9 protein-coding genes are annotated in these 12464 nt (G+C 62.1%); 2 read left to right on the top strand and 7 right to left on the bottom strand.

The features are described 5' to 3' along the window. The first annotated feature begins 25 nt into the window (after positions 1-25). A complete protein-coding gene (locus BM449_RS09680) occupies positions 26-487 on the top strand; it encodes a hypothetical protein (protein ID WP_120352780.1) in 462 nt (153 codons plus the stop codon). Here the strand turns inward: BM449_RS09680 and BM449_RS09675 are convergent. Together BM449_RS09675 and BM449_RS14680 are read right to left on the bottom strand one after the other, a co-directional pair. After that, the gene (locus BM449_RS09675) at positions 468-710 is read right to left on the bottom strand and encodes a hypothetical protein (RefSeq protein ID WP_071801048.1); all 243 of its coding nucleotides are present in this window, start codon (positions 708-710) and stop codon (positions 468-470) included. The two genes, BM449_RS09680 and BM449_RS09675, sit on opposite strands and share 20 nt — an antisense overlap. 34 nt (positions 711-744) lie before the next feature. Continuing rightward, positions 745-990 carry a hypothetical protein gene (locus BM449_RS14680; RefSeq protein ID WP_120352779.1) on the bottom strand — a complete coding sequence of 82 codons (246 nt, stop codon included), beginning with the start codon at positions 988-990 and terminating at the stop codon, positions 745-747. 187 nt (positions 991-1177) lie between these two features. Here BM449_RS14680 and BM449_RS09665 point away from each other — a divergent pair, with 187 nt between their 5' ends. Next, positions 1178-2863, top strand: a complete 1686-nt coding sequence (locus BM449_RS09665; protein WP_071801046.1) for an alpha-D-glucose phosphate-specific phosphoglucomutase — start codon at positions 1178-1180, stop codon at positions 2861-2863. On the opposite strand, the gene BM449_RS09660 is transcribed toward BM449_RS09665, so the two are convergent. From BM449_RS09660 to BM449_RS09640, 5 genes are all read right to left on the bottom strand, one after another. Next, positions 2864-6130 carry an efflux RND transporter permease subunit gene (locus BM449_RS09660; RefSeq protein ID WP_071801045.1) on the bottom strand — a complete coding sequence of 1089 codons (3267 nt, stop codon included), beginning with the start codon at positions 6128-6130 and terminating at the stop codon, positions 2864-2866. 6 nt (positions 6131-6136) lie between these two features. Further along, positions 6137-7288, bottom strand: a complete 1152-nt coding sequence (locus BM449_RS09655) for an efflux RND transporter periplasmic adaptor subunit (RefSeq protein ID WP_311134192.1) — start codon at positions 7286-7288, stop codon at positions 6137-6139. Between the two features lie 246 nt (positions 7289-7534). Then, positions 7535-7819 carry a hypothetical protein gene (locus BM449_RS09650; protein ID WP_071801044.1) on the bottom strand — a complete coding sequence of 95 codons (285 nt, stop codon included), beginning with the start codon at positions 7817-7819 and terminating at the stop codon, positions 7535-7537. Further along, positions 7774-11232 (bottom strand): efflux RND transporter permease subunit, encoded by a 3459-nt coding sequence (locus BM449_RS09645; protein WP_071801043.1) that lies wholly within the window; start codon positions 11230-11232, stop codon positions 7774-7776. The genes BM449_RS09650 and BM449_RS09645 overlap by 46 nt, the downstream gene beginning before the upstream one ends. A 12-nt stretch (positions 11233-11244) precedes the next feature. After that, entirely contained in the window at positions 11245-12348 is a 1104-nt protein-coding gene (locus tag BM449_RS09640) for an efflux RND transporter periplasmic adaptor subunit (RefSeq protein ID WP_233830619.1), read from the bottom strand. Between the last annotated feature and the right edge of the window lie 116 nt (positions 12349-12464).

Genomic DNA, 12464 nt, shown 5'->3' with positions numbered 1-12464 from the left:
ATGGAGCTTCCGTGCGTTCAGGTTGATGGCCAGGATCCGCCTTCTCGCTCCCGCCCTGGTTGCCGCTGGCACAAGCCTGGTCGTCGCTCTCGGCGGGACCGCTTCGGCAACAGCCCGCCAGCGCCCCACCTACCCCACCAACAGCGAGTTGCGCCAGGTGCAACTGGCCACCTTCGGCTGCGCCCGTGAGAACACAGCGGCCGAGTGCAGCCGTGCCAGGGCTCTGGCCGATCCGCTGATGGATCACCCGTTGCTGTCGTCGTTCTGCAAGGACAGCGTCTGGGACGTGCTCCAAAAAGCCCAGACCGGGCCTGAAAACAGCTTCCAACGCCGTGATGCCATCGACCAGGCAGGGGAACGGCTATTCAGCCGTTGTCAGGCGCGCAGTGATCCCAAACCCGCCGCGCCAACTCCTCAGGGGCCCGGACCAAGCGGCCTGGGTAGTGGTGGCGCCTCGGGGTTCGGAGTCAGTCCCAGTCGAAATTGATGCGCCCGCCAGGAGGGAGCAGCCGTTTGGCCTCCTCTCGAACGGCCTGAAGCAGTTCGAGGCTGAACTCGGGATGGTCCCGCAATTCCTTGACCAGTTGGGTCACATCTGAGGCGGTGAGCCCTCCTTGGGCGGCCTTGCGCGCAACCCTCTCCTTGTATTGAGCGACGATGGCCTGCTGCTCAGGCGTTAGTGGTTTGGAGCCGGAATGCTCAATCTCCATGGCCAATCTGAGTGGACGACGGTAAAAACTTGTTTCAGGGGCCACTGGTGAGGGCCAGGAGCTCTTTGGCGGTGTTCTCCATGAAGGTGACGCTCCATCCCGTGGTGACGACCACCCGATCGCTGAAGCTGCACAGGGCCGAGCGCTGGCCTTCCGCCTCGCAGCTCGATGACAGGCCAAGCAGGGCATTGGTGAGCTTGCCGCGCAGGCAATGTTCATTGCCCGATTTAGCCAGGATGGCCACAGCTGCCGCCCGGGTGGTTTTGACGGATTCAGCCAAGGGTGCAGGCCCAGCCGATGCCGCCGTGGCGACAAAGAGGACGCCAGGGAGGAGCGACCGCCAGACGAGCGATGGGAGAGATGAACGCAACGCTCCAGCCTCTGCAGGTTCGAGAACACCGAGTCTATTTAGTCGGCCCTGGCCATGCAACCACCAGGGTTAGCCTTTGAAATCGATTTCGGCCCGTATGACCAGCAGTGCCTCCCAGTCCACCGCTGCTGCAGCGGCGGGCAACGCTTTGGATATTCGCCAGGTTCCCTTGGCCGTGCCCTTCAGCGATCAGAAGCCCGGAACTTCAGGCCTGCGCAAAAGCAGCCGCGACTTCCAACAACCCCATTACCTCGAAAGCTTCATCGAGGCGATCTTCCAGGTGTTACCTGGAGTGGTTGGCGGCACCTTGATCCTCGGCGGCGACGGCCGTTACGGCAACCGCCACGCCATCGACGTGATCACGCGCATGGCCGCAGCTCACGGCATCAGCCGCTTGATCATCACCACCGGCGGCATCCTCTCCACTCCCGCTGCCTCGCACCTGATCCGCAAGCACCAGGCCATCGGCGGAATCATCCTCTCGGCCAGCCACAACCCCGGCGGACCCGAGGGTGATTTCGGCGTCAAGGTGAACGCGGCCAACGGAGGGCCGGCGCCCGAATCGATCACCGATGCCATTTACAGCGCCACCACCCAACTGAAGGGCTACCGAATCATTGACGCCCAAACGCCTTCGCTGGAGGCGCCAGGGAACTACATCCTGGGAAACCTGTCCATCGACGTGATCGACGGGGTCGACGACTACATCACCCTGCTGCAGGGCCTGTTCGATTTCGGCGCGATCGCAGAACTGCTTCGAGGCGACTTCCCAATCGCCTTCGATGCGATGCATGCCGTCACCGGTCCTTACGCCAGCCGCCTGCTGGAGGGGCTGCTGGGAGCAGCCGCCGGCACGGTGCGTAACGGCACGCCCCTGGAAGATTTTGGCGGTGGTCACCCCGATCCCAACCTCACCTATGCCCATGAACTGGCCGAGCTGTTGCTCCATGGCGACGCCTACCGCTTCGGGGCCGCCTGCGACGGCGATGGCGATCGCAACATGGTTCTTGGCCAGCGTTGTTTCGTGAACCCCAGCGACAGCCTGGCAGTACTCACCGCCAATGCCCATCTGGCGCCGGGCTATTCCGGCGGCCTGGCGGGGGTGGCGCGCTCGATGCCCACGAGCGCCGCTGTGGATGTGGTGGCCAAGGAGCTGGGCATTCCTTGTTATGTCACCCCCACGGGCTGGAAGTTCTTCGGCAACCTGCTTGATGCCGGCCGCATCAGCCTCTGCGGCGAGGAGAGCTTCGGCACCGGCAGCGACCATATCCGCGAAAAAGATGGCCTCTGGGCCGTGCTGTTCTGGCTGCAGATCCTGGCGGTGCGCCGCTGTTCGGTGGCTGAGCTGATGGCCGAGCATTGGAACCGCTTCGGCCGCCACTACTACTCACGCCATGACTACGAAGCCATCGCCAGCGACAAGGCCCAGGGCCTCTACGACCGCCTGAAGGGAATGCTGCCCTCCCTGGTGGGGGCCAGCTTCGCCGGCCGCAACATCACCACCGCCGACGACTTCAGTTATACCGATCCGGTGGATGGCTCGCTCACCAGCGGCCAGGGCCTGCGCCTGCTGCTCGAAGACGGCAGCCGGGTGGTGTTCCGCCTCTCCGGCACCGGCACCCAGGGAGCCACCCTGCGCCTCTACCTGGAGCGCTACGTGGGCGCCGGCGGCAACCTCGATCAGGATCCCCAGCAAGCACTCGCTGATCTGATCAGCGCCGCCGACCAGCTCGCCGAGATCCGCAGCCGTACCGGTATGGACCAGCCCACAGTGATCACCTGATCAGCCCGGCTCCGTGCGGCCCGCTGAGCCAGAGAAGAGTCGCTCTTCCAACTCCTTGATCGCCACGTAGAAGGGGGGCACCACACCAAGCGAAAGCACTGTGGCCACCAGCAGGCCACCGAAGATCACCGTGCCCAGCGATTGCTGACTCTGGGCGCCTGCTGAATGGGCCACCACCAGCGGGAAGAAGCCGGCCAGTGCCGCGATGGCGGTCATCAGGATGGGGCGAAGGCGGGATTCAGCCGAAGCAATCGCAGCCTGGCTTGCCGTCATGCCGGCTTTGAGATGTTGCTCCGCCACCTCCACAATCAGGATGCCGTTCTTGGCGGCCAGGCCGATCAAGGTGACCAGGCCAACCTGGGCATAGATGTTGAGATCGATCGAGCGCATGGCCAGAAAGGCCAGCGCCCCAAGCATCGCCAGCGGCACGGTCATCAGGATGATCACCGGGGTGACGTAGCTCTCGTATTGGGCTGAGAGCACCAGATAAACCACCAGGATGCCGAAACCAAACACCAGCACACTGGCCGAACCCGCCGAAAGCTGCAGAGCAGCCAGGCCCGTAAAGGCATAGCCGATGTTGTTGAAGTTGAGCGAGTCGAACACCTGTTGAATCGACGCGAGCGCCGTACCGGAGCTCTTGCCGATAGCCTCAGATCCCTGCACCAGAACCGTTCGGTACAAGTTGTAGTGGCTGATCACTGGCGGCGCACTCGAGAGTGAAACCTCTGCAAATTCAGAAACAGGAACGAGCTTGCCGTCGTTGGAGCGAACGTAGTACCCCTCCACATCTTGAATCGTGCTGCGGTTGGAGGCTTCGGCCTGAACATAGATGTTGCGAACCTGCCCATCTTCATAGGTCAGGCTTGCAAAGTTGCTGCCAGCCAGGATGCCGATGGTGTCCATCGCAGTGGCAAAGTCGATGTCCAGGGCACCCATCACATCACGATCCATGCTCAGCATGAAGGCCGGGGCACTGGGGATGAACTGGGTGTAAACCGAGGTGAAATCACCGGTGGCATTGGAGGCCGCCTCCAGCTTGGCGGCTTGGTCAGCCAACTCCACGAAGCTGAAGCCACCATTGCTGAGGTCATTGAACTGAAAATAGAATCCACCTTGGGAGGAGAAACCAGGAATGGCTGGTGGCAAGCCAGCACGCACGAAACCACTGCTGATCGTGGCCATTTTCTCGTTCAGCCTTTTCACAATGGCCTCTGCCGATTGATCGGCGGCACCGCGCTCCTCCAGGGGTTTGAGGCCAAAGAAAAATACGCCTTGATCAGGGCTTGATCCATTGAACCCATAGCCACTGATGATGGAGGCCTGGGTGATGTCCTCCTCCTCATTGATCAGCTTGGAAATTTCAAGCGAGGTGGCTTCCGTTTGGCTGAGGGAAGCACCGTTCTGCAACTGGAAGAAGCCAACGCCATAGCCCTGGTCCTCGTTTGGGATGAAGGCCGTGGGCATGTTGGCGAAGGCCAGCACCGTCAGCACAATCCCAGCAACAAGGCCCATGAGGATCAGTTTGCGCCTAAGGATCAAGCCGGAAATGAGATTGGCGTAACTGGCCTGAAGGCGGTCAAAGAAGCGATTGAAGACACGGAAGATTCTGAGCAGGTTGGCTCCGGCGATCACCCCAACCACCACGCCGAGGATGTAAGTCCAGCCCCCCACCCCATTGAAGCGACCAAAGGCAAGGCCGACGATCACCCCGAGCGCCATCCAGATCGGGCCCTTCGGAGGCTGGGGTTTGCCACCGCGCAGGATCAATCCGGAGAGCATGGGCGAAAAGGTGAGCGCATTGAACGCGGAGATCGCAATCGAGAAGGCGATCGTGAGGGCGAATTGCTTGTAGATGATGCCGATTCCACCGGGGTAGAAGGCCACCGGCACAAACACAGCCATCAGCACCAGGGCGGTGGCCACCAAGGCACCAATCAGCTCGCCCATGGCGGCCGTTGCCGCCTGACGAGGTTTCATCCCTTTCTCCAGGTTGATCGACACCGCCTCAATCACCACGATGGCGTCATCAACGACCAGGCCTGTAGCCAGCACCACCCCCAGCAGGGTGAGCTGGTTGATCGAGAAGCCAAAGACATTCACAAAGGCAAAGGTGCCAATCAACGAGATCGGAATGGCCAGGCTCGGCACCACCGTGGCGCGCCAATCTTGAAGGAACAGGAAAAGAATCAGCAGCACCAGCAGGATCGCCAGGCCAAGGGCATCCACCACCCCTTCCACAGCAGATTCGATGAACTGCCCAATGTTATAAATCTGCTCAACTGTGACACCAGGCGGCACATTGGCAGCAAATTCATTGATCACCTTCACCACCCCCTCGGAAACATCAAGGGCATTGCTCTCTGGGGTCTGGAAGATGGCCACTGTGATGGCAGGGCGGCCAAGCTTATCGACGGCTGTCTGGCTGAAGGTGTTGAAGCCGTAGGTCGCACTGCCGACGTCGCGGAGGCGCAGCAAATTACCGGCCATCGTGCGTCCAATGATCAGATCATTGAGTTCTTCAATTGAAACGAGGTTTCCGTTGTTCTTCACCAACAACGGATAGGCATAGGCCTGGTCGCCGCCGGCCGGTGGTCCACCCACGAGGCCACCAATGGCGACCGTGTTCTGGCTCTGCACCGCACTCACCACATCGTTGGCCGTGAGGCCATTGGCGGTGACCTTGTTGGCATCGATGAACAGCCAGAAGGCGGGATTACTCCCGCCAAGCAGATTCACATTGGCCACACCGGGCACCCGCCCCAATTGGTAGTAAAGGCTGGCGTAGATCAGGCCATTGAGATAGGGAGCATCAAACTGGCCATCGCTGGAGCCCACCTGGTAAGCCAACAGGATGGAAGGGGTGGATTGCTTGACGGACACACCCGTGGCCTGGACCTGCTGGGGCAACTGGGGCATGGCCAGAGAAACCCGGTTCTGAACATTGACTTGGTCAATGTTGATATCAGTTCCTTCGTCGAAATAAACATTGATCGTGCTATTCCCCTGCATCGTGCTGAATGAGGAGATATACGAGGCTCCCGGCACTCCACTGATCTGCTGTTCAATCGGGTTCGTCACCGATTGCTCGGTGACCAGGGAGTTCGCTCCGCCATAGTTGGCGACCACCTGAATTAACGGCGGCGAGATGTTCGGAAGATTTTCAATGGAGAGGGCAGGAATACTGATCAGCCCCATCAATACGATCAAAATGCTGCAGACCGTTGTTAGAACGGGCCGCTTGATGAAATTATCGGAGAGTGACATCCCTGTTCAGCTCTCCACCTTGCTGCCCAACGGCATCTCCTTCACAGGCATGCCGCTGCGCAGAAGCGCGGTATTACTCACCACCACGCGAGCTCCGCTGGGCAGGCCACTGATCAGGGGATAGGAATTTCCCTGAAGGGGGCCAAGCGTCACAGCCACCTGGATCACGGTGGGCTGGCTTGGGTTCTCGGCCGCCAACTTCGTGAGTTTTTCTTTCTGAGCCTCAGGAACCTGCTGCGATGCTTTGATCTTTGGCAGGATCTCCGACAGGGGCACGATCCGATAAACGAAGGGCTGGGAGGCCTGCATCGTCACCGCTTGGACCGGAACAGCCAGCTGTTGACTCTGGCTGGTGATGATTTCATTTTTCACCACTAGGCCACTCTTGAGCTGGCCGGTCGGATTGGCGAACTCCGCCTTCACCAGCAGAGAATTCGGTGAAGCGGAGCTGCCCGTCCGACTGAAAAAGGGCGAGATGAACACCACCCGACCCTCGCCTGTCACCGCTGGCGAGCCCTGGGAGGTCAGCAAGACCTTCTGACCAATCTTGACTTTCCCCTGTTGGGTGGCTGGCACATCCATCTGACTCCAGAGGGAGCCGTTCTCAACCACACCGGTGATGGCCTGACCCTTCTGCACAAAGTCACCGAGTTTGACACTGCTGAGATCACCAAGCACACCGGCAATCGGCGCCCTGACGACGGTGTAATCCAAGGTGGCGGCGTCCGCTTTTGCCTGATCCCTGGATTCAAGCGCCTGGGTGATATAGAAATCCCTCTCCTTGGTGGAAACAGCTCCCTGATCATTCAAAAAGATGTAACGCTCTGCATTGATCTGATCTTTGCGCGCCTCGGCACGGCTGGCGTCCAGCTGGGCCGTCGGCTGCACGTTGTCGAGGACAAGAACGGGTTGGTTCTGCTCTACGCGCTGACCCTGCTGGGCAAGGATCCGCACCACGCGACCATCCGTTTCGGGCTTGAGCACCACATCCGTCACCGACTCAAGCTTGCTCACCACGCGGATGCTGGGGGTGAACATTTGCTCTCCGAGCTGGGCAGACTGGACCGAGAGCAAGGGTGGGGCTGTGGCCTGAGTGCCGCAGCCCACTACCATCAGCAGAGGGAGCAGTGCCAGGGGGGCGCAGCGTTGGAGGGGCAAGAAAGCGAGCCTGATCGGGGCCTCGTGGCCTTTGACTTGGCGATCAGAACGGTTCCACTGATGGGGAGGATCAATCAAAGGTCGTGCCGTCTGGGGATCCGAAGGGAACGTAGTGAAACCATCGAACCAAGACCGCAAAGCCCTGACCTCAACACGGCCTTCAGACTAGCTGTGATCACTTTGGCGGCCAGTGGGTGTTAGCCACAGATGGACGGGCAAAACTCGCTCCAACCAGGTGCTCACCCCTCAGGGGCGATTGCGGGGGCGGCCCCAACGGCCAGGGGATTGGTGATAGGCAGGATCCGGATTGCTGACCTGAAGCTGGCGCACGGTTTCGATCGCCATCGCGGCCAGGCAGGCGAAGGCTCCCAGCAGCAACCGGAACCAGAACTGGGCATAGGAGCTGACCGTGACAGGGGTGTTGGCCACAATCGACTGCAGGAAGACACTAACCAACAGGCCAAGGAGGGCCCCGACAAGGCCCGTCAGCACGATGCGGCGGCCGTTGGGGGGTAGGGGGGGGGGGGCCATCGGGGGGGGGGCGAGGCCACGACCGGGGGAGGTGCCTGGTCCTTGCCGGACGACCCCAGCTGTTTGACCACCACGTAGAACACCGGCACCACAAAAAGGGATAGCACGGTGGCCACCATCAGACCGCCGAACACCACGGTGCCCAGGGACGCCTGGCTGCGGGCACCCGCCCCGCTGGCGAGCACCAGGGGCAGGAAGCCGAACAGGGAAGAGATGGCTGTCATCAGGATCGGCCGCAGCCGCGATTCAGCCGCCTCCTTGGCTGCCTGATAGGGGGTGGCCCCCTCGGCCATGCGCTGGTTGGCCAGATCGACGATCAGGATCCCGTTCTTAGCGGCCAGGCCGATCAGCATCACCAGGCCCACCTGGGCGTAGATGTTGAGCACCTCGCCGCGCAGCGCCAGGAAAGCCAGAGCCCCGAGCATCGCGGTGGGGACTGTCATCAGGATGATCAAGGGGTCGATGTAGCTCTCGTACTGGGCGGCGAGCACCAAGTACACCACCAGGATGCCGAACGCGAAGATCACCACCGCCAGGGCGCCGGCCTTCACCTCTTCACGCGACAAGCCGGTCCAGTCGAAGCCGAGGCCGTTGGTGTCGAGCTGGTTGAAGGTGTCGATCATGCCCTTGATCGCTTCACCGGAGCTGCGGCCCGGCGCCGCTGACCCGTCGATCTTGATCGAGCGGAACAGGTTGAAATGGGGAATCACCGCCGGGCCGGTGGTGGGTTCCACCGTGAACACCTCTGACAGCGGCACAGGTTCGCCGCTGCGGTTGCTCACGAACAGGGACTTCAGTTGCTGGGGCGTGGCCCGGAAGGCCGCATCCGACTGCACGTAGACCCGACGGATCTTGCCCTCCTGGAAGGTGTCGTTGATGTAGGCACCACCGAAGTAGAAGCTGAAGGTCTGCATCGCCTGGCCGAAGTCGACATCGAGGGCGGCCAGTTGCTCCCGGTTGACCTCCACCTTCAGCTGGGGGGACTCGGGCGTGAACTGGGTGAAGACGCGGCTGAACACTCCGGTGGGGATCGCCTTGGCGATCAGCTGGTTGGTATTGGCGAAGAACTCAGGCAGGCTCAGGGCACCGGAGCTCTGATCCAGCATCTGGAACTCGAAGCCCCCGGAGGTTCCGTAACCGGGGATCGCCGGCGGTTCCACCACGAAGATCCGGGCCCCGTTGATCACCGAGAGCTTGCGGTTCAGCCGCTCCACGATCTTCTCCATGAACTGATCGGGATTAGGGCGCTCATCCCAGTTCTTGGTCCCAAAGAAGAACAGGCCACGGTTGGGGGCGTTGCCATCGAGGCTGAAGCCACTGATGATCACGGAGGTGGAGATCTCCGGTTCGGTGCGGATGATCTCAGCCACCTGGGCATTGATCTTGCGGGTGTTCTGCTCGGAGCCGCCGTCGGGAGCCTGCACAAAGCCGATCGCGTAGCCCTGGTCCTCGATGGGCACGAAGCCCGAAGGGATCGATGTAAAGGCCACCCCCGTGAGAACGATTCCCCCCACCAACACGCCCATGATCAGCAGCCGGTGGGCGAGCACCCAGGCCAGGCTGCGCTGATACCAACCTTCCCCGGAGGCATAGAAGCGGTTGAAGCCGCTGAAAATCGGCCCCAGGAAAGCCCCCAGCAGCAGACCGATCAGGCTGAAGATCCCCACCGCTAGCGGACTGGACACCCCGCCGAGCACCAGCCCCAGCACCGCCGCTGCCACGGTGACGGGCAGCCGCAGGGGCAGACGGGTGATCAGGCCCAGCAGGTAGCCGAGCAGCAGGCCCGCCACCAGCACCCCGAGCACCACAAGGGCACCGCCACCACTAACCAGCAGGCCATAGACGAAGCCGATCGTGGTGCCCGCGATGGCATAGGTGCGCCGGCTCGGTGGTTCGCTTTCACGCGCGAGCAACAGGGCCGAGAGCATCGGCGAGAAGGTGAGGGCGTTGAAGGTGGAAATGGCCACCGAGAAGATGATCGTGGCGGCGAACTGCTGGTAGATCGTGCCGGTGGCGCCGGGAAAGAAGAGCACCGGCAGGAACACGGCAAACAGCACCAGCGATGTGGCGATCACCGCCCCGAACAATTCGTTCATGGTGCTCATGGCGGCCTCCAGGGCGGTCATCCCCTGGGCCTTCTTGGTGGAGGTGTCTTCGATCACGGTGATCGCGTCATCCACCACCAGGCCTGTCGCCAGCACCAGACCGAACAGGGTGAGCTGGTTTAGGGAGAAGCCGGCCGCCTTCACGAACAGGAAGGTGCCCACCAGGGCCACGGGGATGGCGATGCCAGGCACCAGGGTGGCCTTCCAGTTCTGCAGGAACAGAAACAGGATCAGCACCACCAGCACCACGGCATCGCGCAGGGAACTGGTCACCCCCTGGATGGAGGCATTGATGAAGTCCGTGGTGTCGTAGATCTTCTCGACCTTCATGCCGGGCGGCATGCTGCGGCTGAACTCGTCGAGCACCTCCTCCACGCCCCGCGACACCTCGAGGGCATTGCTGCCGCTCAACTGGTAGACCAGTAGGCCGACGGAGGGAACGCCCTGGAGATCGGTGGCGTTGGCGTCGTAGGTCTCGGCGCCCAGCTCCACCCGGCCCACATCCCTGAGGCGCACCAGGCCGCCGTCTTCACCGGTGCGCAGGACCAGATCGGTAAATTCCGTCGTGCTGCGCAACCGACCCTGAAGCTGCACCGTGAAGGTGAACTGCTGACCCTCAGGAGCGGGCTCTCCCCCCACCTGACCAGCTGGCACCAGGCGGCTCTGGCTGCGCAGGGCGTTCACCACATCGGAGGAGGTCAGCTGGTTGGCCGCCAGACGATCGGGATCGAGCCAGAGCCGGAAGGCGAGTTGGCGGTTGCCGACATAGGCAGTGTTGCCCACACCCTTGACCCGTTTGATCCGATCCGTGAGGTTCTGATCGAGCAGGCCACTGATGAATTCCGTGCTGAATGGATTATTGGCATCGTCGCTGCCGAAGTTGTACACCAGCAGAATCGAGTTGGAGGCCTTGTTGACCACCACCCCGGATTGGCGCACCTCCTCGGGCAACTGGGGCTGGGCCAGTGCCACCCGGTTCTGCACGTTCACCTGGTTGATGTCCCCGTCGGTGCCGCTAGCGAACGACACGGTGATCGCGCTGCTGCCATCGGCGGCGCTGGAGGAGGTGATGAAGTCCATGTTCTCCACCCCGTTGATCTGCTGCTCCAGCACATTGGTGACACCTTCCTCCACCGACACCGCGTCGGCGCCGTTGTAACGGGAGTTCACCGTCACCGTCGGGGGGGCGATGTCGGGCAGGTTCTCGATCGGCAGCAGGGGGATCGCGATCAGGCCACCGATCACGATCAGCAGGCTGCAGACGGTGGTCAGCACCGGCCGGGTGATGAAATTATCGGAAGCAGACATCCGGGCGGCTCCCTATTTCACCGTCACGGGCGTGCCGTGGCGGAGGGTGAGCAGGTTGGTGGTGATTACCGGATCGCTGAGGCCAACCCCTTGAAGCACCGGATAGCGGTTGTTCTGCAGATCGCCGAGCTGTACTGGAATCTGCAAGGCGAACTTGGAGCCGGCCGGTAAGGCGCGCAGGGGCTCAAGATTCACCTTGCCTGGGTTGCGCTCAAGATCCTGCAAACTGCCGACGGAGAACACGAAGCTCTGTCCCGACGACTGGGTGACAGCAGCGAACGGCACCGAAGGCAGCTCGCCGGCGGCCAGCACCAGCCGGGTGCGCAGCCTCAGGCCGGTGCGCAGGGCGCCCGTTGGGTTAGGAAACTCTGCCTTGAGCAACAAGGTCTGGGTCCCTGGGGTGACGGCCGGATCCACCGAGCTGACCACCCCGGTAGCCACCGCCGTGCCTCCCTGAGGTTCCTGCAACAGCACCGGCAGGCCGGGGCGGACCCGATTGGTAAAAATACCGGGCACATCGATGCGGGCCATCAGTCGGTCGTTGCGCACCACCTTGGTGAAGGCCGCGCCGGCGGCGATCACATCGCCCTGTTTCACCTGGAGGTCGCTGATCACGCCGCTGATCGGGGCGCGCAGGTTGCTGAAGGCCAGGTCGGCCTCGCGGGCCGCCACGGCTTCCCGTGACTGCAGATATTGGGCCTTCAACTCGTCGCGCTGCAGGGCGCTGGCAGCCCCTTGGCTGGCGAGGAATTCAAAGCGCTCGTAGTTGAGCTTGTCCTTGTCGCGCTCAGCGATCAAGCTCGCCACATCGGCACGCACCTGGGCCTGATCGAGCACCAGCAGCAACTGCCCCTGCTGGACCTGATCACCCTGACGGACCAGCAGGCGCTCAATCCGGCCTGGGGCCTGGGCCGCCAGCTGCACCTCCTCGATCGCTTCAAGGGTGCTGATCGTGTCGACGTCGTTGCTGAAGCGGCCCAGCGCCACCGGCTGGGTGGACACCTCCACCTGGCGCACCGCCTCCGGCGGCGGACTGGCGCAGCCGCTGAGCGCCAACAGCCCGGCTGCCAGGACAGCGCTGGTTCCCGAGGAGATGGAACGACGGGAATGAATCACGCGGTCGGAGAAAGTTGGGCAGATTCTGCTTGACTCGGGCAACGATCTGTTGCGACGAGTACGACTAGCAGGATTGTCACCCATCGACCTGACCTTGCCGCGATCCAGACGGACCA

Source organism: Synechococcus sp. SynAce01, from assembly GCF_001885215.1.
GTDB classification, from domain to species: domain Bacteria; phylum Cyanobacteriota; class Cyanobacteriia; order PCC-6307; family Cyanobiaceae; genus Regnicoccus; species Regnicoccus frigidus.
The sequence above is the reverse complement of the archived record's forward strand: the minus strand, read 5'-3'. Positions and strand labels throughout refer to the sequence as shown.

Excerpts from the sequence above, each read along its gene's own strand:
- BM449_RS09680 (WP_120352780.1), top strand. The coding sequence starts at position 26 with ATGGCCAGGATCCGCCTTCTCGCTCCCGCCCTGGTTGCCGCTGGCACA.
- BM449_RS09675 (WP_071801048.1), bottom strand. The coding sequence starts at position 710 with ATGGAGATTGAGCATTCCGGCTCCAAACCACTAACGCCTGAGCAGCAG.
- BM449_RS09665 (WP_071801046.1), top strand. The coding sequence starts at position 1,178 with ATGACCAGCAGTGCCTCCCAGTCCACCGCTGCTGCAGCGGCGGGCAAC.
- BM449_RS09660 (WP_071801045.1), bottom strand. The coding sequence starts at position 6,130 with ATGTCACTCTCCGATAATTTCATCAAGCGGCCCGTTCTAACAACGGTC.
- BM449_RS09650 (WP_071801044.1), bottom strand. The coding sequence starts at position 7,819 with ATGGCCCCCCCCCCCCTACCCCCCAACGGCCGCCGCATCGTGCTGACG.
- BM449_RS09645 (WP_071801043.1), bottom strand. The coding sequence starts at position 11,232 with ATGTCTGCTTCCGATAATTTCATCACCCGGCCGGTGCTGACCACCGTC.